Origin of the sequence: Arthrobacter sp. (assembly GCF_031988865.1) — a bacterium.
Taxonomy (GTDB): domain Bacteria; phylum Actinomycetota; class Actinomycetes; order Actinomycetales; family Micrococcaceae; genus Arthrobacter_B.
In genome coordinates this window covers 1-22222 of the sequence record NZ_DALZXY010000061.1, presented here as the reverse complement: position 1 = coordinate 22222, position 22222 = coordinate 1, and the positions used below count along the sequence as shown (strand labels likewise).

General features: G+C 66.5%; 22 protein-coding genes and 1 pseudogene. 4 read left to right on the top strand and 19 right to left on the bottom strand.

From position 1 onward, the window contains the following. The 5 genes from RTN46_RS11625 to infC all read right to left on the bottom strand — a co-directional run. Positions 1-999, bottom strand: a 999-nt coding sequence (locus RTN46_RS11625) for a cation diffusion facilitator family transporter (protein WP_312181527.1), incomplete at its 3' end; no start/stop codon positions are given. A gap of 52 nt (positions 1000-1051) precedes the next feature. After that, positions 1052-1972, bottom strand: coding sequence for an RNA methyltransferase (locus RTN46_RS11620; protein ID WP_312181526.1), 921 nt, complete (start codon positions 1970-1972; stop codon positions 1052-1054). Positions 1973-1990: 18 nt separating this feature from the next. Continuing rightward, positions 1991-2662, bottom strand: a complete 672-nt coding sequence (gene rplT / locus RTN46_RS11615) for a 50S ribosomal protein L20 (RefSeq protein ID WP_312181524.1) — start codon at positions 2660-2662, stop codon at positions 1991-1993. 124 nt (positions 2663-2786) lie between these two features. Beyond that, positions 2787-2981: a 50S ribosomal protein L35 gene (gene rpmI / locus RTN46_RS11610; protein ID WP_312181523.1), complete on the bottom strand. Its 195-nt coding sequence runs from the start codon at positions 2979-2981 to the stop codon at positions 2787-2789. A 116-nt stretch (positions 2982-3097) separates the two neighbouring features. Beyond that, on the bottom strand, positions 3098-4084 hold the full coding sequence (gene infC / locus RTN46_RS11605) for a translation initiation factor IF-3 (protein WP_396157673.1): 987 nt from the start codon (positions 4082-4084) through the stop codon (positions 3098-3100). Positions 4085-4476: 392 nt separating this feature from the next. Between infC and RTN46_RS11600 the strand changes: the two genes are divergently transcribed. After that, positions 4477-4902 carry a DUF1844 domain-containing protein gene (locus RTN46_RS11600; RefSeq protein WP_312181521.1) on the top strand — a complete coding sequence of 142 codons (426 nt, stop codon included), beginning with the start codon at positions 4477-4479 and terminating at the stop codon, positions 4900-4902. A 93-nt stretch (positions 4903-4995) separates the two neighbouring features. Here RTN46_RS11600 and RTN46_RS11595 read toward each other — a convergent pair whose 3' ends face one another. The 8 genes from RTN46_RS11595 to RTN46_RS11560 all read right to left on the bottom strand — a co-directional run bounded on the left by RTN46_RS11595 (position 4996) and on the right by RTN46_RS11560 (position 11149). Next, positions 4996-6312 carry an MFS transporter gene (locus RTN46_RS11595; RefSeq protein WP_312181520.1) on the bottom strand — a complete coding sequence of 439 codons (1317 nt, stop codon included), beginning with the start codon at positions 6310-6312 and terminating at the stop codon, positions 4996-4998. Positions 6313-6340: 28 nt separating this feature from the next. Then, positions 6341-7189 (bottom strand): SseB family protein, encoded by an 849-nt coding sequence (locus RTN46_RS11590; RefSeq protein WP_312181519.1) that lies wholly within the window; start codon positions 7187-7189, stop codon positions 6341-6343. 4 nt (positions 7190-7193) lie between these two features. Next, positions 7194-7943 carry a bifunctional 1-(5-phosphoribosyl)-5-((5-phosphoribosylamino)methylideneamino)imidazole-4-carboxamide isomerase/phosphoribosylanthranilate isomerase PriA gene (gene priA / locus RTN46_RS11585; protein ID WP_312181518.1) on the bottom strand — a complete coding sequence of 250 codons (750 nt, stop codon included), beginning with the start codon at positions 7941-7943 and terminating at the stop codon, positions 7194-7196. Between the two features lie 26 nt (positions 7944-7969). Next, positions 7970-8125, bottom strand: a complete 156-nt coding sequence (locus RTN46_RS11580; RefSeq protein WP_312181517.1) for a hypothetical protein — start codon at positions 8123-8125, stop codon at positions 7970-7972. 3 nt (positions 8126-8128) lie between these two features. After that, positions 8129-8767, bottom strand: a complete 639-nt coding sequence (gene hisH, locus RTN46_RS11575; RefSeq protein WP_312181515.1) for an imidazole glycerol phosphate synthase subunit HisH — start codon at positions 8765-8767, stop codon at positions 8129-8131. Further along, a complete protein-coding gene (hisB, locus tag RTN46_RS11570) occupies positions 8764-9381 on the bottom strand; it encodes an imidazoleglycerol-phosphate dehydratase HisB (protein ID WP_312181514.1) in 618 nt (205 codons plus the stop codon). The genes hisH and hisB overlap by 4 nt, the downstream gene beginning before the upstream one ends. 83 nt (positions 9382-9464) lie before the next feature. Beyond that, positions 9465-10565 (bottom strand): histidinol-phosphate transaminase, encoded by a 1101-nt coding sequence (locus RTN46_RS11565; protein WP_312181513.1) that lies wholly within the window; start codon positions 10563-10565, stop codon positions 9465-9467. A gap of 68 nt (positions 10566-10633) precedes the next feature. Further along, positions 10634-11149 carry a LysM peptidoglycan-binding domain-containing protein gene (locus tag RTN46_RS11560; RefSeq protein ID WP_312181512.1) on the bottom strand — a complete coding sequence of 172 codons (516 nt, stop codon included), beginning with the start codon at positions 11147-11149 and terminating at the stop codon, positions 10634-10636. A gap of 510 nt (positions 11150-11659) precedes the next feature. On the opposite strand from RTN46_RS11560, the gene lexA reads away from it, so the two are divergent. After that, on the top strand, positions 11660-12346 hold the full coding sequence (lexA, locus tag RTN46_RS11555; protein WP_312181531.1) for a transcriptional repressor LexA: 687 nt from the start codon (positions 11660-11662) through the stop codon (positions 12344-12346). A gap of 94 nt (positions 12347-12440) precedes the next feature. On the opposite strand, the gene RTN46_RS11550 is transcribed toward lexA, so the two are convergent. After that, the gene (locus RTN46_RS11550) at positions 12441-14489 is read right to left on the bottom strand and encodes an ATP-dependent DNA helicase (RefSeq protein ID WP_312181510.1); all 2049 of its coding nucleotides are present in this window, start codon (positions 14487-14489) and stop codon (positions 12441-12443) included. Then, positions 14482-16056: a GTPase HflX gene (gene hflX / locus RTN46_RS11545; RefSeq protein WP_312181509.1), complete on the bottom strand. Its 1575-nt coding sequence runs from the start codon at positions 16054-16056 to the stop codon at positions 14482-14484. The genes RTN46_RS11550 and hflX overlap by 8 nt, the downstream gene beginning before the upstream one ends. Positions 16057-16221: 165 nt before the next feature. On the opposite strand from hflX, the gene RTN46_RS11540 reads away from it, so the two are divergent. Next, complete coding sequence (locus tag RTN46_RS11540) at positions 16222-16845, top strand: methyltransferase (RefSeq protein ID WP_312181508.1); 624 nt, start codon at positions 16222-16224, stop codon at positions 16843-16845. 213 nt (positions 16846-17058) lie between these two features. After that, the gene (locus tag RTN46_RS11535) at positions 17059-18246 is read left to right on the top strand and encodes a Cmx/CmrA family chloramphenicol efflux MFS transporter (protein WP_312181529.1); all 1188 of its coding nucleotides are present in this window, start codon (positions 17059-17061) and stop codon (positions 18244-18246) included. On the opposite strand, the gene dapF is transcribed toward RTN46_RS11535, so the two are convergent. From dapF to RTN46_RS11515, 4 genes and pseudogenes are all read right to left on the bottom strand, one after another. Continuing rightward, positions 18243-19193: a diaminopimelate epimerase gene (gene dapF / locus RTN46_RS11530; protein ID WP_312181507.1), complete on the bottom strand. Its 951-nt coding sequence runs from the start codon at positions 19191-19193 to the stop codon at positions 18243-18245. The genes RTN46_RS11535 and dapF overlap by 4 nt on opposite strands. Then, complete coding sequence (gene miaA / locus RTN46_RS11525) at positions 19190-20098, bottom strand: tRNA (adenosine(37)-N6)-dimethylallyltransferase MiaA (protein WP_312181506.1); 909 nt, start codon at positions 20096-20098, stop codon at positions 19190-19192. The genes dapF and miaA overlap by 4 nt, the downstream gene beginning before the upstream one ends. Further along, the gene (miaB, locus tag RTN46_RS11520; RefSeq protein ID WP_312181528.1) at positions 20095-21627 is read right to left on the bottom strand and encodes a tRNA (N6-isopentenyl adenosine(37)-C2)-methylthiotransferase MiaB; all 1533 of its coding nucleotides are present in this window, start codon (positions 21625-21627) and stop codon (positions 20095-20097) included. The genes miaA and miaB overlap by 4 nt, the downstream gene beginning before the upstream one ends. 109 nt (positions 21628-21736) lie before the next feature. After that, positions 21737-22222, bottom strand: a pseudogene (locus RTN46_RS11515) (hypothetical protein); the annotation flags it as partial.

Below are 22222 nucleotides of genomic sequence, written 5' to 3'. Positions count from 1 at the left end.
ACCGCCGTCGGGCGAACCCGGACCAGGCTGCGGCGGGGGCTCCGGCCCCTGCCCCGCCCCCGACTCCGACTCCGGCCCCGAACCAGCCGGACGGTACACATCCGGTTCCAGGTAAATCACCGACACGGTAGGTTCCGCGGCACGGCGGATCCGGGCTTCGGTGGCATCAATGGCAGCGGCGATCTGTTCGCCGGTCTCCCTTTCGGTAACGGAAATCTTGGCGGCAACGAGCAGTTCGTCGGGCCCAAGGTGCAGCGTCTTGAGGTGGATGATCCGGGTGCCGTCCTCTGCGATAGCCGCTTCGATCTTCCGGACCATGGGGGCCGTCGCTGCTTCACCCAGCAGCAATGATTTGGTTTCCAGCGCCAGGACGACGGCGATGGCCACCAGCAGCACACCGATCATCGCTGTGCCGAGGGCATCCCAGATGCTGTCTCCGGTAACCAGCGTCATGCTGACGCCGAAGAGGGCGAAGAAGAGGCCGAGCAGGGCGCCCAGGTCTTCCAGCAGGATGACGGGCAGTTCCGGCGCTTTGGCGGTACGGACAAACTGGACCCAGCCCTGGGAGCCGCGCACGAGGTTGGATTCCCGGATGGCGGTGCGCAAGGAAAATGACTCCGCGACGATCGCCCCCAGCAGCACGGCTTGGGGAACCCACCACCACATGCCCTCGATCGGGTGCGGGTCCTGCCACTTGTGGTACGCCTCGTACAGTGCGAAAAGGCCGCCGACGCTGAAGAGCACGATCGAAACGATAAACGCGTAGATGTAACGTTCCCGGCCATACCCGAACGGGTGCTCCGGGCTGGCTTGGCGCTTGGCCCGCTTCCCACCCACCAGCAGCAGAATCTGGTTACCCGAGTCCGCAACCGAGTGGATCGCCTCCGCCAGCATTGACGACGAAAGGGTGAGGAAATAAGCAACGAATTTAAGCACCGCAATGATCAGGTTCGCGATCAGCGCTGCTACTACCGCCTTGGTACCGCCGCTGGCTGCCATGGAGCCTCCCCGATATGCCTAGTAGCAGGGTTCCGACCGGACCCTGCTTACTTTAGCGGTTCTGGGCGCGCGCGGAGGCGTAAAGGCACACGGTGGCCGCTGTACCAACGTTAAGGCTTTCAGCCTCCCCGTACACGGGGACGGCTACACGGTGGTCCGAAGCATCGAGTTGGGCTGCGGACAGGCCCTGGGCTTCATTGCCGAAGAGCCAGGCGGAGGGATCCTCCAGCCTGGGGGCGGAATTCCGGCCAGCTGTTTCGCCGGCGCCGGTGACACTGTCAGGGGACAGCCGCCGCAGGGCCGAGGCATCTTGGAGTTCATCCAAGTTCTGGTCGCCGTAGCCGTCGGCGGCGAGGATGGTGATGCCGGCGTCGTGCAGGGCCGCGGCCAGCTCCTCGAACTCCACGCCGGAGACAACAGGAAGGTGAAAGAGGGATCCGGCCGTTGAGCGGACCGCCTTGGGATTGTGGATGTCGACGCTGGCGGCCGTCAGGACCACTGCGTCGGCGCCGGCAGAATCGGCGGCCCGCAGGATGGTTCCCGCGTTTCCCGGATCGCGGACTTCGCACATCACAGCCAGGAGCTTGGGCCGCAGGGCAAGGATGTCCTGAAGCGTCGGGGACAGGATCCGGCACACAGCTACGATCCCCTGCGGTGTAACGGTATCCGCCATGGCCGCCAGCACCTCGTCGGTGGCAAGCCGCAACGGCAGTCCGTGGGCGAGTTCCGCCAGTTCCGGCAGCCGTTCCAGGCAGGCGGGCGTCGCAAAAACTTCCAGCACGACGCCGGGACGGCCTGCGCCGGTTGCCGAGTGGTGCGCGGCAAGCGCCTCGCGCACCGCCTGCGGTCCTTCAGCCAGGAACCGTCCGGTCTTTAAACGCGCCGGACGCCCCGCCAGCTTCGCTGTCTCCTTCACCCGATCAGCTCGGGGATTGGACATCAGCGGCGCTGGGGGGCGTCCGGCGTCAAACATGTTCAGCAGATACCGAACTTAGCCCTGGAACTTCTGGCGGGCTTCGCCGCCAGCAGGCTCCAGGCCAGCAGCCTTGGCTGCTTCCACGGAGTTGAACCAGTACTCAGCTTCGGTCTGCTCGTACCAGGTCGAACCCGGAACGTGGTACTTGCCGGTGGCTGCACCCTTGATGACAAAGCCCTCGGGAGCTTCGCCTTCGGAGGCCTTGAAACCGTCGACAACGGTGGCCTTGGCAGCCGGAGCAGCCTTAGCGGCGGGAGCAGCCTTGGCAGCCTTGGCCGGAGCCTTCTTGGCGGCCGGAGCGGCAGCAGCAACAGCCGGTGCGGAGGTGTCGGACGGCAGAGCGTCCTTGGCGACCTTGACCAGAGTGGCGAATGCGTTGGCGTCGTTCACGGCCAGCTCGGCGAGCATGCGGCGGTCAACCTCGATCTCGGCAGCCTTCAGGCCCTGGATCAGGCGGTTGTAGGTCAGGCCGTTGGCGCGGGAAGCAGCGTTGATGCGCTGGATCCACAGGCGGCGGAAATCGCCCTTGCGCTTGCGGCGGTCACCGTAGCTGTACACATACGAGTGCAGCAGCTGCTCTTTGGCCTTGCGGACCAGGCGCGAACGCTGTCCGCGGTAGCCCTTGGCGCGCTCGAGGATTACCCGACGCTTCTTATGGGCGTTAATCGCCCGCTTCACACGTGCCACGTGCGTACTCCTTAGAAATATGTCCCGCGCACTTCTTCTCGGTGCGATGGCCTGCAGGAGGCCACGGGAAAACTAGATGGTTGGTGGAACAGTCCTTTGGCGGACCGCCCGGTGGAAGGATCGGCTACTTGCCGAGCATCTTCTTGATGACCTTGGCCTCGCCCGGGGAGACGATCTTGTCACCGGCGAGACGGCGGGTCAGGCGGGAGGACTTGTGCTCCAGGTAGTGGCGGCGGTTAGCCTGCTGGCGCTTGAGCTTGCCGGTACCGGTCAGCTTGAAGCGCTTCTTGGCGCCACTGTGGGTCTTCATCTTCGGCATGACTACCGATCTCCTTTTGGTTTCCGCGGTACGAGCCCGCGGGGATATGGGCACCTGAAACAGGTGTCAGGGTTTTCCTAGGGACGCCTGGGCGTTCTAAGCGGTGTGCGCTTGGCCTACTCCGCAGTTCCAGGCTTTTTCTGGCCGGCACCCGGAGCGGGTGCCTTGCCAGCAGGCTTCGGTGCAGCTGCCGGCTTGGGGCGGGCAGCAGGCTTCGGCGCGGCCGGCTTGACGGCGGTCGGCTTCGGCATTGCGGTCGGCTTCGGCGCTGCAGCGGGCTTGGCCTCTGCAGGAGCCGTTGCAGGCTTCGCAGCCTCCGCCGGCTTGGCGGCTGCCTTTGCGGCTTCCTCAGCGCGGCGGGCGTCGGCTGCTGCCTTGTCCGCTGCAGCCTTGGCCGCCTGGGCTGCCTGCTCCTTCTCGGCCTTTTCCTTCTCTGCACGGGCCTTGTCGGCCTCTGCAGCGGAGGAACCAAGGCGCAGGCCGTCCGGCAGGAGATCTGCCAGGCTCTGCGTCATCGGGGCTTTGTCAGCAGTGGTATCAACCCGTGCCGGCGCATCCCCGTGCTTGGCGGCTTCGTTGGCGGCCTTGGACTCGGCGCGCTGCGACTCGCGGCGGGCTTCGGCCTTAGCTTCGGCCTTGTTCTTGATCGGGCCGATGACCATAACCATGTTCCGGCCGTCGATGCGGGGGCTGGATTCAACAACTCCCACCTCGGCGACATCCTCTGCGAACTTCTGCAGCAGGCGGATGCCCATTTCGGGCCGCTGCTGCTCACGTCCGCGGAACTGGATCATGGCCTTGACTTTGTCACCCGCACCGAGGAAGCGAAGGGCGTGCCCGCGCTTGGTCTCGTAGTCGTGCTTGTCGATCTTCAGCCGGAAACGAATTTCCTTCAGGACCGTGTTGGTCTGGTTCTTGCGTGCCTCACGGGCCTTGACTGCGGCTTCGTACTTGTACTTGCCGAAGTCCATTAGTTTGCACACCGGCGGCTTCGCCTGCGGTGCTACCTCAACAAGATCCAGGTCGGACTCCGCTGCCAGACGCAGGGCATCCTCAATCCGGACCACACCTACCTGTTCCCCAGCCGGTCCGACCAACCGCACCTCAGGGACACGGATCCGATCATTGATTCTTGGCTCGCTAATGTTGCAGCTCCTGTTTGACTAAAAACGGCTACCGCCTGCAAAAGAAGAAGGCCTCCAATTGCAAGCGCAATCGAAGGCCTCGAGGGGTCAGCCGGCGCCTAACAACAGCGCTCCCCCGTTCAGCGTCATCCAAAGATGGCGCCCCGGGAGGGGCCGACCTGGACCCGGCAACTCTGATCCGGCACTAAGCTGGTTTAATCAGGCTGACGCGGGTGGGAGAGTCTCCGCTTGCATACCGGCTGATCACTTACAAAAAGCAGCTCACTTCAATGATTCCATCGCTGGATTCCTTGAAGCTGCGAGCTGCCGTGAATAACGTCAACCGGTCGGTCTGTGACAAGCTTACCAGTATGAGTACCCCACAAAGCAATCCGGCGGGCGATTCTGCCCGCCACTCCTTCCCCGGCACTTCGGAAGAAGGCCATTCCCACACTGAAGCGCCCTCGGTTTCACCGCAGGTGCGCGACATCGCCGAAGTTCCCGCCGTTGAGGTCATCACCACGGCCGCCGTCCACCTGATGAGCGCGGCAGCCGTCAAGTGCGGCCTGGCTGAAGGAGCAGACGCCGAGGAGCTGAAGGACCTGGATGAAGCCCGCAAGCTCATCACTGCGCTTGCCGGGTTCGTCACCGCTGCTGCACCCGAAATCGGCAGCCAGCACGCCGGCCCGTTGCGTGACGGCCTGCGGTCCCTGCAGCTCGCGTTCCGTGAAGCTTCCATGGTTCTCGATGCACCGGGCCAGGGCCCGGGCGAGAAGTTCACCGGCCCGGTCAATTAGTCCCGTTTCGCCTGCAGAAAAGCCCGAAGAGTTTTCACTCTTCGGGCTTTTTGCTGCCTGCGCAGCCGCCGGGCGGGGGCAGCTGGCCGCAGCCTAGACGGCTGTGCGCCGACGGATAACGACGGCGCGGGTACCCAGCGTAAGAAGCACCATCAGGGCGGTGGCGGCTCCCGCAAAGGCAAAACCTGAGGACGGACCGATCGTGTCAATGGCCGCACCGGCCAGCGGTGCGCCGATCGCCGTTCCGGTGGTGAGTGCGGAACCGTACCAGCCCATGGCCTCCCCGCGGCGTTCTTCCGGCACCAGATCGGCCACCCGTTCCGATGCTGCGGAGAGCACCGGGGCACAGAGCAGGCCGCCCGGAATGGAGAGCAGCGCCAGGCTAAGGGTGTCGGTTGCCAGGGTCATCGGCAGGGTCAGCACGGCCATGGCAAGCAGCAGCAGCATCGGCGAAATACGCCGGTTCATGGCCCCGTAGAGCAGGCCTCCCACCAGCGAGGCAGCACACCAGACAGCAAAAACAATGCCCAGCTGGCTGGGGTCCCCGGCGGATTCCACCAGCGCGACGATGCCGACGTCGGTACTGGCCAGCAGGAGTCCGGCCCCGGCAGCGACCACAAATACCACGGCTACGCTGACGGTCAGCCAAGAGAATCCGGCTGTAGCCCGGTGCAGGAGCCCGCCCGTGTTCGCGGGATCGGCGGCGTCGGCGGCCTCCACCCCGGCCTGGGTCAGGTCAGCTGCCGGCTCGCTCAGGTGAGCCGGCGCACCGGTGACGACGGCTGCGGCTGCCGCCTCCATGTCGTGCTCAGGGACGGCACCGTCGGAGACAGACCGGGTGGGCGGGTTGAACCACATCAGGAACAGCCCCGCTACCGCCGTCGAAATGCCAACGAGCGTCAGGCCGACCACGCTTGAAATAGAGGTCGCCAGGACGGCCCCGACGGCCGGACCACCCATGAACACCACTTCGGTCGCCATGGAATCCAGGGTGAAGGCCGTTCGCCGCTTCTCCCCCGTGGCCAGGACGCCGAGTGACTGGCGCACCACACTGAACACGGGCAGGGTGAACAGCCCGCCGATCAGCGCCAGCACCAGCAGCCACTCGTAGCTCACGTGCGGGGCGATGGACCAGATCACGGCCTCGGAAATGACGGACGGGATCAGTGCCTTGCGCAGGCCCACGTTGTCAACGCGGCGGCCGCGCCACGGTGCGCCAACGGCAATGCCGATGGTTACCAGCGCCGCCACCACACCGGCGGCCGCATATCCCTTGTCCAGGGTCAGCACCACGTGCAGGGTCAGCAGCACCCCGGCTGCTGCGTGCGGAAAGCGGGCGAGCATTCCAACGAGGAGCACGCGGCGAACGGGAACGATCGCAAGCAGGTCCCGGTAGAGACGAAAATTCACTGCACTTCTCTTCTGGCCCGCAGGCCTCTCAGCGCGTGATTTTCAGTTCCAGTGAATCTACGCGCTCAACGAATTCGGGTTGGGCAGCCAGGCTGCGTTGCAGGGCTGCCGCGATGGACTGCACACCGTCGGCGTCGAGTCCCGGAGCCAGCTGGAGCGTTATCCGCAGTTCCGGACCGGGACCACCGCCGGAAACCAGCGTACCGTCTGCCGTCCGTGATGCCACGCCGCTGGCAGCCGAGAGCAGGACCTGCCGGACAGACGGCTGCTGGGCGGCAGCGGCCGACACGATGCCGGCCAGGGAATCGTCCGCATAGGACGGCACCCAATCCCGCTGCTGGGCCAGGGCCCACATGGCCGGGCGGCGGACCACGAAGGTCAGCTCGGCGCCGGGATCGATAACCAGCAGCTGCGCTTCCTCCGATACCGCCGAGAGGGCGGCGCGGGGAGCATAGACCGCTACCGGGCGTGCCTGCGGGTGCCAGCGCGCCAGTGAATCCACCGAGGAAAACACCGGAAGGGCTTTGCGTCCGTCCGGGGCGGTGAGGGTCACCAGCGCGAGGTCCGCTTCCTTGTCGGCAGCCAGTCCGTGCTCTGTCTCGGCTTCTTCGCCCAGCGTTGCGATGATCGCGACGTAGACACGGGCGGTGGCCAGTGAGGCCACCACCGCGGTTTCGGATCCCGTCCCGGCGACCAATGCCGCCAAGGCCGCGGTATAGCCGGCGTCCGGCTGTCCATCGTCCTTGTCGAACTGGTGCAGCGGATTGCCCTCGCCCTCCAGGCTTCGCCCCGCCCAGGGCTGGCCGGCGGAGTCGGTGGCTCCCCCGGATCCAGCCAAGGCGGCTGCGATATGGCCGGGCAGTTCGCGCTTGGCCATGGTGCTAGCGTTCCGGGTGGCCTGCGACGTCGAATGCCTGGGGCAGCGTGAAGGCTCCGGCATAAAGCGCCTTGCCCACGATTGTGCCTTCCAGCCCCAGCGGGACCAGTTCGCGCAGCGCGGCCAGGTCCTCGAGGCTGGAGATGCCGCCGGAGGCGACGACCGGGCGGTCGGTGCGGGCCAGCACTTCGCGGAGCAGCTCAACGTTCGGTCCGCGCAGGGTGCCATCCTTGGTGACGTCGGTGACGACGTACCGGGGGCAGCCGGCCTCTTCAAGACGGGCGAGAACCTCCCAGAGGTCTCCGCCTTCCTTGGTCCAGCCGCGCGCGGCCAGCGTGGTGCCGCGGACGTCGAGGCCGACGGCGATCGCGTCGCCGTAGCGGGCGATCGCGCTGGCCGTCCATTCCGGGTTCTCCAGCGCCGCGGTTCCAAGGTTCACGCGCCGGGCACCGAGTTCCAGGGCCTTTTCGAGGGATGCGTCGTCACGGATACCGCCGGACAGCTCCACCTTGATATCCATCGCCTTGACCACGCGTTTGAGCAGCGGAAGGTTGCTGCCGCGGCCGAAGGCTGCGTCCAGGTCCACCAGGTGAACCCATTCGGCGCCGTCATTCTGCCAGGCCAGGGCGGCATCCAGCGGGTCGCCGTAGCTGGTTTCGCTGCCGGCTTCGCCCTGGACCAGGCGGACGGCCTGGCCGTCGGCCACGTCCACGGCGGGCAGGAGTTCAAGGATGGGGGTCTCGGTGAGGGACATGATCTGCTTTCAGTGATGGATCCGGCTCAGAGGCCGTAGGTGAGTAGGTAGGCGCCAAGCAGGGACATCCCTGCCAGAACCCAGAAACTGATGCTGATGAACCGGGGCAGGCCCTGCCTGCGGAAGGAGATGGCGCCGCCGATGAGCAGCCCGGCCACTCCCATGAGTACTACGCTCCACATGGTCTACCTCAGTCCCTTGAGCCAGTTTTCGAGCAGCGCGGCACCTGCGTCACCGGACTTTTCGGGGTGGAACTGGGTGGCGCTGAGCGGACCGTTCTCCACCGCGGCGACGAAGGGTCCGCCGTGGTCTGCCCAGGTCACCTGCGGCGGGGTCATGGCCGGCTGGGTGACGTCGAAGTCCCACTTCTGCACGCCGTAGCTGTGCACGAAGTAGAACCGCTCGTCCTCGATGCCCTTGAAGAGCTGGGAGCCCTCGGGTGACTGGACGGTGTTCCAGCCCATGTGCGGAACAACGTCTGCTGCGAGCCGCTCCACGACACCGGGCCACTCGCCCATTCCCTTGGTCCGGACCCCGTGCTCTACGCCTTCGTCGAACAGGACCTGCAGGCCCACGCAGATGCCCAGGACGGGCCGCCCGCCGGCAACCCGGCGTCCAATCATGCGCAGGGCATCAGCATCCTTGAGACCCTGCATCACGGCGGCAAAGGCGCCGACTCCGGGCACCAGCAGCCCGTCGGCGTCGAGCACGTCCGCAGGCTTGGCGCTCAGCGTAACTTCGGCACCCACGCGTTCAAGTGCACGGACAGCTGAGTGGATGTTCCCTGATCCGTAGTCCAGGACGGTAACGCGGGGCTTGCTCACAGCGCCCCTTTAGTCGAAGGGATGCCCTCAACGCGGGGATCCGGTTCGACGGCGGCGCGCAGTGCGCGCGCAAAGGCCTTGAACTGCGCCTCCACGATGTGGTGGGGGTCCCGGCCGCCGAGCACCGTCATGTGCAGGCAGATCTGGGCGTGCAGGGTGATCGCTTCGAAGACGTGGCGGGTCAGCGAGCCGGTGAAGTGTCCGCCGATCAGGTGGTATTCCTGGCCTGCGGGTTCACCCGAGTGCACCAGGTAGGGGCGCCCGGAAATGTCGACGACGGCGTTGGCCAGCGCTTCGTCCAGCGGCACGGTGGCTTCGCCGAAGCGGCGGATGCCGGCCTTGTTGCCGAGGGCTGACTTCAGCGCTTCGCCGATGCTGATCGCGACGTCTTCCACCGTGTGGTGCGCGTCGATGTGGGTGTCTCCAGTGGCCTTGACCGTGAGGTCGATCAGGGAGTGCTTCGCCAGCGCGGTGAGCATGTGGTCATAAAACGGCACCGATGTGCTGATATCCGAGCGGCCCGTGCCGTCCAGGTCCAGTTCCACAAGAACGGAGGATTCGCTGGTGGTCCGCTCGAGGCGGGCAGTACGGCCGGTGGCGGTTTCCACGGTCATGTTGGTTCCTTTGGAAGAAGTGGTCTCTGGTACCAGTCTAGTGATTCGAATGCGCTGTTCTCCGGGCGGAGGCCGGGCCGGAGCTAGGCTGCGAGCAGTTCCCGGAGGCGGGTGAGGAATGCCGTGGTCTCGGCTTCGGTCCCCGCTGTGACCCGCAGGTGCCCCGGGATGCCGACGTCGCGGATGAGGACCCCAGCGTCGAGCAGTCCCTGCCAGATGCGGGCGGGGTCCTCGAGTCCGCCGAAGAAGACGAAGTTAGCATCCGAAGGAGCCGGCTGCAGGCCCATCCCGGTGAGTTCAGCCATGATGCGGTCGCGCTGGACCTTGATGTCCTCAACGTTGGCCAGCAGCGCATCAGCGTGGTCAAGCGCAGCGTTCGCGGTGGCCTGGGTAACAGCTGAGAGATGGTAAGGCAGGCGGACGAGCCGCAGGGCGTCTGCAATCTCGGGCGCGGCGGCGAGATAACCGAGGCGCGCGCCGGCCAGCGCGAAGGCCTTGCTCATGGTCCGGGAAACGATGAGCCGCTCCCGGCCCGGCAGCAGCGCGAGGGCGCTCGGGGTCCCGGCGTGAGAGAACTCCGCGTAGGCCTCATCGACAATCACGATCGCGTTGGACGCGGCGCCAGCTTCATACACGGCCTCGACGACGTCGAGCCCAAGTGCCGTCCCGGTCGGATTGTTCGGGGTGCAGAGGATAACGATGTTCGGTGCCGCTGCCCTGACCTGGTCGGCTGCAGATTCAGCGGAGAGACTGAAATCCGCCGCGCGTTCACCTGTGAGGTAGCGGGTGCCGGTTCCGCTGGAAAGCAGCGGGTACATCGAGTAGGTCGGCGGGAAGCTCATGGCGGTCCGGCCGGGGCCGCCGAAGGCCTGGAGGATCTGCTGCAGGACTTCATTGGAGCCATTGCCAGCCCAAATGTTCTCGATACCGAGTCCGTGCCCGAGGTACGCGGCGAGCCGTTCGCGCAGTCCGGTAAATTCGCGGTCCGGGTAGCGGTTGAGTCCCGAGACTGCCTGCTGCACGGAGGCGGTGATCGCGTCCTGCACTTCCTGCGGCAGGCCGTGGGTGTTCTCGTTGACGTTCAGCAGGATGGGAACTTCCAGCTGCGGCGCACCGTACGGGCTCAGGCCCCGGAGATCGTCGCGCAGGGGAAGTCGGTTTAGTTTTTCCAGCTGATCAGTCACCCCTTCAGCTTAAGGCGCAGCGTCCCGGGGAACAGAATCCGCGGCCTAAGGTGACGGCGCCCACCAAACTAGCGGGAAACCGGAATATATAGCTGGGCGCCGGCCGGTACCACGGCGTCCGCCAGATTGTTCAGCTCCATGATGTCCGCGACCACTTCCCGGGGATCCCGTTCCGGGGCGTATTCGGTGGCCAGGCTCCAGAGACTGTCCCCCGAGCTGATGCTGACTTGTTGGGTCCGTGTGAGTTCGCCGTTTCCTCCGGCGGCCAGGGCCGGGGCGGTAAAAAATCCGATGAAGGTCAGGAGTGCTGCCCCGCCGAGCATGATCGGAGCGCCGATCAGCAGCAGACGCCCCCGGCGGGTCAGGCGGAGCTGGGGAACGGGCCGGGCGTCCGCCGGACCGCTGGTCTTCGCCGGCGTCGCGGCTGCGGTGGAGGTGGTGAAGCTGCCACCTGCGCCGGTGGCACTGTCGGTACGGCGTGCGCTGGCAATGCGGCCGACGTTGTCGGTGCGGGTAAAGCGGGTAATACGGGCAGTGCGGGCAAAGCTCAGGGATGTGCGGGGTGCCGCAAGCTGAACTGTCATGGCAAAACCTTTCCGGCTCGAACCAGGCCCGTTAACTCGCCGCACACTTCACGGCTTCGAAACTGGATTCGAACAGTTGGCAATCTTGAATCGAACATGTATTCGATTCCTGCTTGTTCTTTTCTAGCATCTATCTACGAACGATGTCGAGACTCACTCGAACAAATGTTTGAAAATGACTTGCCGCTCCCCTAGCGTGGATACCAATGGAGAAGCCTTCCGGGACATTTCGATCAGCAGTGAATATGTATTGCTTCGAGACCGTTCGGAATCAGGGAACCATCCGCCACTGACATCGCAGTTCCGGGCCCGCTGCAACCCAGCGGCAGGAGGGCCATGGAAGCTGCTCGCAGAGCAGCGTTCCCGGCCAGCCGGCAACACCCAGTGACCAGCACCAACCGCCCCGGCTCCGGCCGGAATGCTTGAAGGGAAGCCGAAGTGCCCCGTAGGACCAACTCCGATGGCCGTCCGGCTGCGTCCACTCAAGGCGACCCCTCGCGCCCCAAGTCACTGACGCCCCGGCAAAAGAAAATCCTCGAAACCATCCAGACGTCGGTCAGCGCCAACGGATATCCGCCCTCCATGCGGGAGATCGGTGACACGGTGGGGTTGGCGAGCCTGTCCAGCGTCACCCACCAGCTGAGCCAGCTGGAGAAGATGGGCTACATCCGCAGGGACCCGAAGCGTCCGCGGGCCATGGAGATCCTGGTGCCGCTGCTGATGCACACCGAACGGACCGGCCCAGGCACCGGCCCCGACCCCAAGTCACGGGACACCGAGGCCGGCGCACAGTCGAATGTCACGGAACTCACCACAGCCGTGGACACGGCCATGGTCCCCCTGGTGGGCCGGATCGCTGCCGGCGGCCCGATCCTGGCCGATCAGGTCGTTGAGGAAATGATCCCCCTTCCGCGGCAGCTGGTGGGCCACGGTGAACTGTTTATGCTGCGGGTATCCGGCGATTCCATGGTTGACGCCGCGATCTGCGACGGCGACTGGGTAGTGGTCCGGCGCCAGCCAACCGCGGAGAACGGCGACATTGTGGCCGCTCTCCTCGATGACGAGGCCACCGTCAAAACCTTCCGGCAGCGCAACGGCCACACCTGGCTGCTGCCCCAGAACACCCGCTACGAGCCCATCATGGGCGACCACGCCACGATCATGGGCAAAGTCGTCTCCGTGATGCGTTCCCTCTAGCCCCGACACCGGAGCCTGGCGGCAGCGTTCCCGCTGCACACGCAGAAACCCGCGCCAAAAGCGCGGGTTTCTGCGTTAAGTCAGCCGCCGGCGGTTAGTCCTTGCCGGCCGAGGCCTTCGAGGACGCACTGAGCCGCTCCAGGATCCCCAGGGCCACTGTGCGGTCGGTCGTGGACCAGAACGGGGGCAGTGCGGCCCGCAGGAACCCTCCGTAGCGGGCATTGGCCAGCCTGGAGTCCAGTACGGCCACCATGCCCCGGTCTCCTGCGGCGCGGATGAGCCGGCCTGCTCCCTGCGCGAGCCGAACTGCGGCGTGGGTAGCGGAAACCGTCATAAAGCCGTTGCCGCCGGCTTTTGCCACCGCGCGGGTCCGTGCCGTCATCAGCGGGTCATCCGGCCGCGGGAACGGGATGCGGTCGATGATCACCAGGCGGCAGGCCTCCCCCGGCACGTCCACGCCCTGCCACAGGGACATGGTGCCGAACAGGCAGGTGGCGTCTTCTTCGGCAAACTGCTTCACCAGGGCGGACATGGATGACTCGCCCTGGCACAGGATGGGGAAATCGACCTTGAGCCGCATCGCCGCGGCGGCTTCTTCCGCCGCCCGGCGGGAGGAGAAGAGCCCCAGCGCCCCGCCGCCCGAGGCTTTGAGCAGCGCTTCGAGTTCCTCGAGCTGTGCCGGGGAGGTTCCGCGTTCCGGTTTGGGCAGGTCGCGGGCAACGTAGAGCACACCCTGCCGCGGGTAGTCGAAGGGACTGCCGACGTCGGTGCCGGTCCAGTCCGGTGCGGCGGCGCCCACCAGACCGAGGCCGCCGGCCACGGGGCCGAACTCCGACCCGATCGCCAGGGTGGCCGAGGTCAGCACGACGGTGTGGCCGTCGAACAGTCCGTCGCGAAGGCGTCCGGCTACCGACAGCGGAGCGACGTTCAGCGTCGCCGGTGACGATTCATCCGGAGGCGAGTAGCCCTCGCCGGGAGCAAAGGTGCTGGGCCGTGAAGCCCAAACGACTTCACCGGCGTCGGGCGCGCTGACCAGCCGTTCGCAGAGTTCCAGCACGGCCAGCAGGCGCGACCGCGCCATTTGCCGCCCGCCGTCGCCGGCGTCCCCGCCCTCCGGCTTGGAATCGGAGAGTGCGACCCGGCAGGCTTCCCGGACCCGTCCCACCGCCAGTTCCTGCTCTTCGTTGAGGCCCGAGGGAAGCAGGCCAGCCGGAATTGCCTCCACGGAGGCGTCGAAGGCGCGGCCCGCTGCGGCCAGTTCCTCCACCGAGGCAGAGGTATGCTTCCGGGCGGCAGTGACGGCGGCGCTGATGACCGTCCCGGAGAGCTGCCCGGTGACGGCACCGGTAACCCGGTCCTGCAGCTCATGGGCCTCGTCGATGACCACCACGTCGTAGTCCGGCAGGACGGCCAGGCCCTCGAAGGCGCTGATCGCCAGCATGGCGTGGTTGGTGATGACCAGGTCCGCGACGGCGGCCTTGGCACGGGCACGCTCGCTGAAGCAGTGTTCGGCAACGGGGCAGCGCTGGGCGCCGAGGCACTCCATGGACGTCACGGACACCTGCCGCCAGGCACGGTCGGTGACACCGGGCAGCAGCTCGTCCCGGTCCCCGGTTTCCGATTCCTCGGCCCATTCGCGCAGGCGCATCACTTCACGGCCGAGCGCCGACGTCGCGCCTGCTTCCGGAGCAGGGTGGGCGACGCCGCGGTCGTCACCGAGGCTGAACAGGGTGCCGGGATCGTCGTCCTCGGGGAAACCGCCGCCGGTTTTGTGCACGCAGACGTAGTTGCTCCGGCCCTTCAGCAGGGCAACGTCCACGTCCCGGGGCAGCTTTGGTTGCAGGGCAGTGAGCAGCCGCGGCAGGTCCCGGCCGACGATCTGGGCCTGCAGGGCCAGCGTCGCGGTGGAGACCAGCGCCGGTTTGGTGCTCTCAAGCGCGTGGTGGATCAGCGGCACCAGGTAGGCCAGCGATTTACCGGTACCGGTACCGGCCTGCACCAGCAGGTGCCGTCCGGTGTCGATGGACTCGGCCACCTGCCGTGCCATCTCGTGCTGTCCCGGGCGGTTCTGCCCGCCCATGGCCGACACTGCGGTGTCCAGGAGGTCCAGGACCTCCGTGCCCGCGTCCTTCTTCTTAGGCATGGTTGAGGAACGGCTCCAGCTCCGGCGCCAGCGAATCGCGGACCAGCACCCGTATCCGGGTGCCGCTTTCCTCATGCTCCAGGGCAAGGATCTCGGCGTCCTGGCTGTGCAGCCGGGAGACGACGTCGCCGCGCTGGTACGGGACCAGAAGATCCATTTCGACGCCGGGACGCGGAATTCCTTCGGAGATCGCCTGCAGCAGATCGTTGATGCCGGCGCCGGTACGTGCCGAGACCACAACGGTCCTTGGCTCGCGCTGACGCAGCCGTTCGATCACGAAAGGATCAGCGGCATCGGCCTTGTTCAGCACGATGATTTCCGGGATCCGCCGGGCGTCCACATCGGAGAGGACGGTACGCACAGCGGCGATCTGGCCTTCCGGATCCGGATGCGAGGCATCCACCACGTGCAGGATCAGGTCGGCGTCAGCCACCTCTTCCAGGGTCGAGCGGAACGCTTCAACCAGCTGGGTCGGCAGGGACCGGACGAACCCCACGGTGTCCGCCAGCGTGTAGCCGATGCCGTCCGGCGTTTCCGCCCGGCGGATGGTCGGATCCAGCGTGGCGAACAGTGCATTTTCCACCAGGACGCCGGCGTCGGTCAGCCGGTTCAGCAGCGAGGACTTTCCGGCGTTGGTGTAGCCGGCAATCGCCACGGAAGGCACCTGGTTGCGGTGACGGTTGGCCCGTTTGGTTTCCCGGGCCGGCTTCATGCCCGCGATCTCGCGGCGCAGCTTGGCCATGCGGGTGCGGATCTTGCGGCGGTCAAGTTCGATCTTCGTTTCACCGGGACCACGGGATCCCATGCCCGCTCCGGCGCTGCCCACCTGGCCACCGGCCTGACGGGACATGGATTCGCCCCAGCCGCGCAGGCGCGGGAGCAGGTATTCCAGCTGTGCCAGCTCCACCTGGGCCTTGCCCTCACGGGACTTGGCATGCTGGGCGAAAATGTCCAGGATCAGGGCTGTCCGGTCAATGACCTTGACCTTGACAATATCCTCAAGCCCGCGCCGCTGCGACGGTGAGAGTTCGCTGTCCACGATCACGGTGTCGGCACCGGTCGCCATCACGATGTCCTTGAGCTCCTGCGCCTTGCCGGAGCCGAGGAATGTTCCGGGGTCCGGCTTCATCCGGCGCTGGATGATTCCGTCCAGAACCTCGGAACCGGCGGTTTCCGCCAGGGCAGCCAGTTCACGGAGTGAATTTTCCGCATCTGCCGCCGTCCCTTCGGTCCACAGACCGGCCAGGACAACCCGTTCCAGCCTCAGCTGCCGGTATTCGACCTCGGTGACATCTTCAAGTTCCGTTGAAAGACCGGCAACACGGCGGAGCGCCCGGCGGTCCTGCAGGTCCTGCTGATCCCCGTCAAAGGCAGAGTGTTCCGCTTCCTGCATCGAAATCGCCTGCGCCTGCCCCCGAATTCCGGGCGGCGCGTCCGGCGAAACGCTGCGCTTGGCCTCGGCGGCCTCTTCCTTGGCCAGAATCCGATCGATCACGCCCTGGATTTCCTCGGCTGTGAGGTCCGTGGGCGAGGAGCCGGAAGCAGGACGGGAATTGTTGATGGTCATAATCTCCTTAGAAGCGGTATTAACCATGTTAGGCCAGAGGACCCTTATTGTGGCGGCGCTCCAGCGGGTTGTGCAATACGTGTGCGGGCGGTGCCGGTGACGCGGCAACAGTGACGCGGCGGCGGATAGCGCTCCCCGGCCCGGGAGCCACTAATCTGGTTTGTTATGGGTTCAGAGCACTACTTCAGTTCGCAGCCGTCTTCGCCGGAAGTCCGCAGGCCGCTTCGCGTTACCCTGGCGGGCCAGGAGCGGACACTTTCCACGTCCGGCGGTATTTTCAGCCCCGATGGCCTTGATAAGGGAACGCAGGTACTGCTCTCCGGTATTCCCGACCCGGCGCCCGCCGGGAATCTGCTGGACATCGGCTGCGGCTGGGGTCCGATCGCCCTGACCATGGCGCTGAAGTCCCCCGGCGCGCAGGTCTACGCCGTGGACGTCAACGAGCGCTCCCTCGGCCTCACCCGGGATAACGCGGCGTCCCTTGGCCTTGCCAACGTACACGCCCTGCTGCCCGACGACGTTGATCCGGACCTGCGCTTTGGCACCATCTGGTCCAACCCGCCCATCCGCGTCGGCAAGGACGAACTGCACGCCCTGCTGCTGCGCTGGCTGCCGCGCCTCGCCCCGGGTGGGAGCGCCTGGCTGGTGGTGCAGAAGAACCTGGGTTCGGACTCGCTGCAGCGCTGGCTGGATGAAACCCTTGGCGCGGACTTTGCGGTCAGCCGCCACAGCACCGCGAAGTCGTTCCGGATCCTGCTCGTGGAGCGCCACCCGGATTCAGCTGCCTAGCCAGTAGCCAAAACCCATCTCTTCGAGCCTGTGTAGAATCTCAGGCATGTCGAGTCCTGAGTCAGACAGAGCAGGGGCTGCCGGTCACACCGCCAGCCCCCTGAGCCGCTAAGCTCCCCGTCCGCCTTCCAAACGAACGGCATGCAGCAGTCCAGGGCCGCCGGCCGTGGTGACGAGAAGAACAACCTTTCACCTCTCACCTCGGAGCACTCGATGCCTTTCGCCCTATATATGCTTGCCCTGGCGGTCTTTGTCATGGGCACCTCAGAATTCATGCTCGCGGGTCTGCTCCCCGCAATCGCCGCAGAACTCGACGTCAGCGTCGGCACAGCGGGCCTGCTGACCTCCGCGTTCGCTGTCGGGATGGTCGCCGGCGCGCCTGCGATGGCTGCGTTTGCTCGTCGCTGGCCACCACGGCTCACGCTGTTTGCCTGTCTGATCGTGTTCGCTGCATGCCACGCTGTTGGAGCGGTCGCCCCGGCGTTCCCGCTCCTCCTTGCCACCCGTGTGCTCAGCGCCCTCGCAAATGCAGGCTTCCTTGCCGTGGCGCTGAGCACCGTGGCCACCCTCGTCCCGGAGAACCGGAAGGGACGGGCACTGTCGATAGTTCTCTCCGGAACGACGATCGCGGTTGTTGCCGGCGTACCCGCAGGCGCCCTGCTCGGAACCGCCATGGGATGGCGCACAACGTTCTGGGCAGTCGTCCTCCTCTGCATTCCAGCGGCCGCCGGCGTCCTGCATGGCGTCGTTGGTAAACCTGTTCAGACCGCGTCTGGCTCCTTCACCCCTACGCTCCGCGACGAGCTCAGCCAGTTGCGTTCGCCCCGGCTTGCCCTTCCGATGGCGCTGGGGGCACTGATCAACGGCGGCACCTTCGCGGCGTTTACTTTCCTGGCGCCTGTGGTGACCGAAACCGCGGGCCTGGATGGAGGGTGGATCTCCCTTGTGCTGGTGATGTTCGGAGTCGGGTCCTTCCTCGGCGTCACGATCGCAGGGCGGCTGTCAGATCAACGGCCTGGCCTCGTTCTCGCAGCCGGCGGCCCGCTGTTGCTGGCGGGCTGGATTGGGTTGGCCCTATTCGCATCGAATCCCCTGCTCCTTCTCACGCTGGTCCTGGTCCAGGGGCTACTCTCGTTCGGTGTCGGCAGCACCCTGATCGCAAGGGTCCTCCACGCTTCCTCCGGCGCTCCGACCATGGGCGGTTCCTACGCGACCGCCGCGCTGAACATCGGTGCCGCGGCCGGCCCTGTCCTCGGAGCGTCCGTCCTCGCCGCCCAGCTGGGAACGCTGAGTCCCGTCTGGGTAGCCACCGTGCTGACGGCAACCGCTCTCGTCATCATGCTCCTGGCAGGGCGGGTCCTCACGCAGACCGCTGCGGACGTCCCGGTGCAGCCCGCCTAGAGCAGGGTTCCGCGGGCGACGAGGACGGCAGGTCCGCTGAGTTCGACGTGTTCACGGCCGTCCGGGCCAGCCAGGAACCGGATGCCCAGTTCTCCCCCGGGAACGGCGACCCGCCAGGCGTTCGGCGCTTCCGCACCGGCCCAGAACCGTGTTGCCACAGCGGCGGCGCAGGCTCCGGTGCCGCAGGAACGGGTTTCCCCGACGCCACGTTCGTGGACGCGCATGGTCAGCTGCCCGACGCCGTCGAGCACCAACGGCTCAGCCGGCACCACGAACTCCACATTGGTGCCGTTCTCCGGAGCCGGCTCCACGGAGGGTGCCTTGCCCAAGTCGGTTGCGGCCAGTTCCGACAGCTCGGCCAGCGCGACGACGGTGTGCGGGTTGCCCATGCTGACGGACAGGCCCGGGCGCGGGACTTCGAGTCCGCCGGCGTTAACGACAGTGTCCATGGCCTTGGCTGCGGCGTGGTCCGGGAAGATGAACTCCCACGGGCCCATGTCCACCGCGTAGCCTTCGTCCGTGCGGGTGACGGTCTTCAGCCCGGCACGCGTGCCGATCGGCAGGGCCTCGCCCTGTGCCAGGTCCACCAGGCCCTCTTCGAGCAGGAAGTGCACGAACACGCGCACGCCGTTGCCGCACATTTCTGAGACGCTGCCGTCGCCGTTGCGGTAATCCATGAACCACAGTGCGTCCGGGTTGGTCTGCAGGATCGCCTGGCCCTCGGGAAGGTGCTCGGATCGGACGGCGCGAATGAAGCCGTCGGCCCCGATCCCGCTGTGCCGGTCGCAGACGGCCGCGACGTCGGCTGCGCTGAAATCCTGCGCTCCGTCGGGATCGGCCACCAGGATAAAGTCATTGCCGGTTCCATGGCCCTTGGCAAAGGGGAGGCCGGCCAGTCCGGATGGCAGGCCGGAGGCGGACAGGGCTGCGGGGGAAGTTATGCTCACCCCTCCAGAATAGCGGCGGCGGCCTTGTTCTCCAGTTCCGGATCCTTGAAGTCCAGCCAGGTGACCCGAGGGTCGGCACGGAACCAGGTCAGCTGGCGCCTGGCGAACTGGCGGGTGGCGACCACCGTGTCCTCCGCAGCCTGCCTGCTGGTCCATTCGCCGTCGAGCACTTTGAGGAACTGGGCGTAGCCCAAAGCCCGTCCGGCTGTTTTGCCGCTGCGCAGTCCTGCCGCGTCCAGCCGCCGCACTTCCTCTTCCAGTCCGGCCTGGACCATCTGGTCCACGCGCTGGGCCAGCCGTTGATGCAGCACGCTGCGTTCCACCGCCAGCCCAATCTGCACTGCTGGCTGGAAATAGGTGCGGTCCGGCATAAAGGAGCTGAACGGGCGGCCCGTCAGCTCGTGTACTTCGAGGGCACGGACTACCCGACGCGCGTCGCCCAGCCGGCCGGCAGAGACCGGATCTACCTCCTGCAGGCGGCTGCGCAGGGCATCTAGGCCGTTCTCAGCCAGCTCGGTCTCCAGCCGCCGGCGCAGCTGGGGGTCAGTACCGGGGAATTCCAGGACGTCCAGCGCCGCGCGGATGTAGAGCCCGGAGCCGCCGACAAGGATCGGATAACGGCCGCGGGACCGGATGTCGGTGATCAGTGAGCGGGCCTGGCCCTGAAAGGCCGAGACACTCGCCTCTTCGGTGACGTCCATGATGTCGAGGAGGTGGTGCGGGATTCCTCCGCGCTCGGCTTCGGGGAGCTTGGCGGTGCCGATGTCCATGCCCCGGTAGAACTGCATGGAGTCGGCGTTAATGATCTCCCCGCCCAGCCGTTGGGCCAGCGCGACGCCGAGGTCTGACTTGCCGGAACCGGTGGGACCGACGACGGCGATCACGGGCAGTTCGCTGCTGCTCACCGGCGCGGGGGCAGGCCGGGCATGCCGAGCGAAACGCCGGTTCCGGCGCCAGCGGTCGAGGGGGCGGGCACCCCGCAGGAGTCGGCCTGCGCCCGGTCCCAGGCGTCCCCGGCGCGCGAGCGGCGCAGCGAGTAGTCAGCGGCGGACGCGGGGTCCGAGACCAGGTGGAAGGCGGCGGCGGAGGTGACAGGCACGGTCACCAGGTCCCCGGGACGGGGAACCGTCGCTCCCTCGGGGACGGAGAAGTGCACCAGGCGCTGGTCACGGGAGCGGCCGGACAGCCGGCCGGTCTCCTCCGATTTGCGTCCTGACGTGGCGGTGACCATGACTTCAACGGTGGCGCCGACCTGCTTGGCGTTTTCCTCGGCGGCGATCCTGTCCTGCAGTGCGGTGAGGCGTTCGAAGCGTTCCTGGACAACGGCCTTGGGCAGCTGGTCCGGAAGGTCGGCAGCCGGGGTGCCGGGGCGCTTGGAGTACTGGAAGGTGAAGGCAGTAGCGAAGCGGGCCCGCTCCACGACGTCGAGCGTGGCCTGGAAATCCTCCTCGGTCTCGCCGGGGAAACCGACGATGATGTCAGTGGAGATGGCGGCGTGGGGCATCTGCTCCCGGACCCGGTCCAGGATGCCGAGGAACTTCTTGGACCGGTAGGAACGGCGCATGTCCTTGAGCACCTTGTCCGATCCGGACTGCAGCGGCATGTGCAGCTGCGGCATCACGTTGGGGGTTTCGGCCATCGCGTCGATGACGTCGTCGGTGAAGGCTGCCGGGTGCGGGCTGGTGAACCGGACGCGTTCCAGTCCTTCGATCGATCCGCAGGCGCGCAGCAGCTTCGCGAAGGCGCCGCGGTCGCCGAATTCCACGCCGTAGGAGTTTACGTTCTGGCCCAGCAGCGTGACTTCGATTGCGCCGTCGTCGACCAGCGCCTGGACCTCGGCGAGGATCTCCCCCGGCCGCCGGTCGCGTTCCTTGCCCCGCAGGGAGGGGACGATGCAGAAGGTGCAGGTGTTGTTGCAGCCGACCGAGATGGAGACCCAGCCGGAGTACACCGAGTCGCGCTTGGTGGGCAGCGTGGAGGGGAAGACTTCGAGGGACTCGAGGATTTCCAGCTGCGCGGCGTCGTTGTGGCGGGCACGTTCCAGCAGGGCCGGGAGCGCACCGATGTTGTGCGTCCCGAAGACGGCGTCCACGAATGGAGCCTTGGCCAGGATGGTGTCCCGGTCCTTCTGCGCCAGGCAGCCGCCGACGGCGATCTGCATGCCCGGCCGTTTTTCCTTGACGTGGGCCAGCTGGCCCAGATTGCCGTAGAGCTTGTTATCAGCGTTTTCCCGCACGGCGCAGGTGTTGAAGACAACGACGTCGGCTTCCGTGCCCTCAGCGGGCACGTAGCCGGCCCCTTCAAGCAGGCCGGAGATCCGCTCGGAGTCATGCACGTTCATCTGGCAGCCAAAGGTACGCACCTGATAGGTGCGTATAGGGGCCTCCAGGGGTGCGTCGACGGTCTCGGCGGGCGCGGGGCGGGATACAGACAAGCTCACGCTACTAGGGTACGTCGCCCCGCCTGCCCTCCCCCAATCCCGCCGAATGGCCAGCAGGAGCTCCTTTCAGCGCTGGGGAGGCCTTCATCTGGCCTCTCGGGGGCTAGTACCAGTTATTGGCGTAGTGGAAGTTCAAGGCCGAGCAGGGGTCGCCGTAGCGGGACTCGATGTACGTCAGGCCCCAATTGATCTGGGTGCGGTAGTTGGTCTGCCAGTCACCGCCGGCCGTGGCCAGTTTGGTTCCGGGCAGTGCCTGCGGAATGCCATAGGCGCCGCTGCTGGCGTTCGTGGCGCTGGTCAGCCACTCGGATTCCTTGCCCCACAGAGTGTCCAGGCAGGTCATCTGCCCGGCGCCCCAGCCGTGTCCGCCCAGGACGGACGAGGCGTAGGCCTTGGCTCCGGCAGGATCATCGACGGGAATTGACGCCGCCGCAATCCTGGCAGCCTCGGCGGCGGCCGCTTCCTCAGCAGCCGCTGCTGCTGCCGCGGCCTCCTGTGCAGCCGCAGATTCGGCTGCCGCCTGTGCGGCGGCTGCTTCCTCTGCCGCCTGTGCGGCGGCGTCGGGGGTGCCGGCCTCGGCCTCGGGTGC

Bases quoted from the DNA above. Each gene is read 5' to 3' on its own strand.
- RTN46_RS11620 (WP_312181526.1), bottom strand. From the start codon at position 1,972: ATGTTTGACGCCGGACGCCCCCCAGCGCCGCTGATGTCCAATCCCCGA.
- rpmI (WP_312181523.1), bottom strand. From the start codon at position 2,981: ATGCCGAAGATGAAGACCCACAGTGGCGCCAAGAAGCGCTTCAAGCTG.
- RTN46_RS11600 (WP_312181521.1), top strand. From the start codon at position 4,477: ATGAGTACCCCACAAAGCAATCCGGCGGGCGATTCTGCCCGCCACTCC.
- RTN46_RS11590 (WP_312181519.1), bottom strand. From the start codon at position 7,189: ATGGCCAAGCGCGAACTGCCCGGCCATATCGCAGCCGCCTTGGCTGGA.
- priA (WP_312181518.1), bottom strand. From the start codon at position 7,943: ATGTCCCTCACCGAGACCCCCATCCTTGAACTCCTGCCCGCCGTGGAC.
- RTN46_RS11580 (WP_312181517.1), bottom strand. From the start codon at position 8,125: ATGTGGAGCGTAGTACTCATGGGAGTGGCCGGGCTGCTCATCGGCGGC.
- hisB (WP_312181514.1), bottom strand. From the start codon at position 9,381: ATGACCGTGGAAACCGCCACCGGCCGTACTGCCCGCCTCGAGCGGACC.
- RTN46_RS11560 (WP_312181512.1), bottom strand. From the start codon at position 11,149: ATGACAGTTCAGCTTGCGGCACCCCGCACATCCCTGAGCTTTGCCCGC.
- RTN46_RS11550 (WP_312181510.1), bottom strand. From the start codon at position 14,489: ATGCCTAAGAAGAAGGACGCGGGCACGGAGGTCCTGGACCTCCTGGAC.
- hflX (WP_312181509.1), bottom strand. From the start codon at position 16,056: ATGACCATCAACAATTCCCGTCCTGCTTCCGGCTCCTCGCCCACGGAC.
- RTN46_RS11540 (WP_312181508.1), top strand. From the start codon at position 16,222: ATGGGTTCAGAGCACTACTTCAGTTCGCAGCCGTCTTCGCCGGAAGTC.
- RTN46_RS11535 (WP_312181529.1), top strand. From the start codon at position 17,059: ATGCCTTTCGCCCTATATATGCTTGCCCTGGCGGTCTTTGTCATGGGC.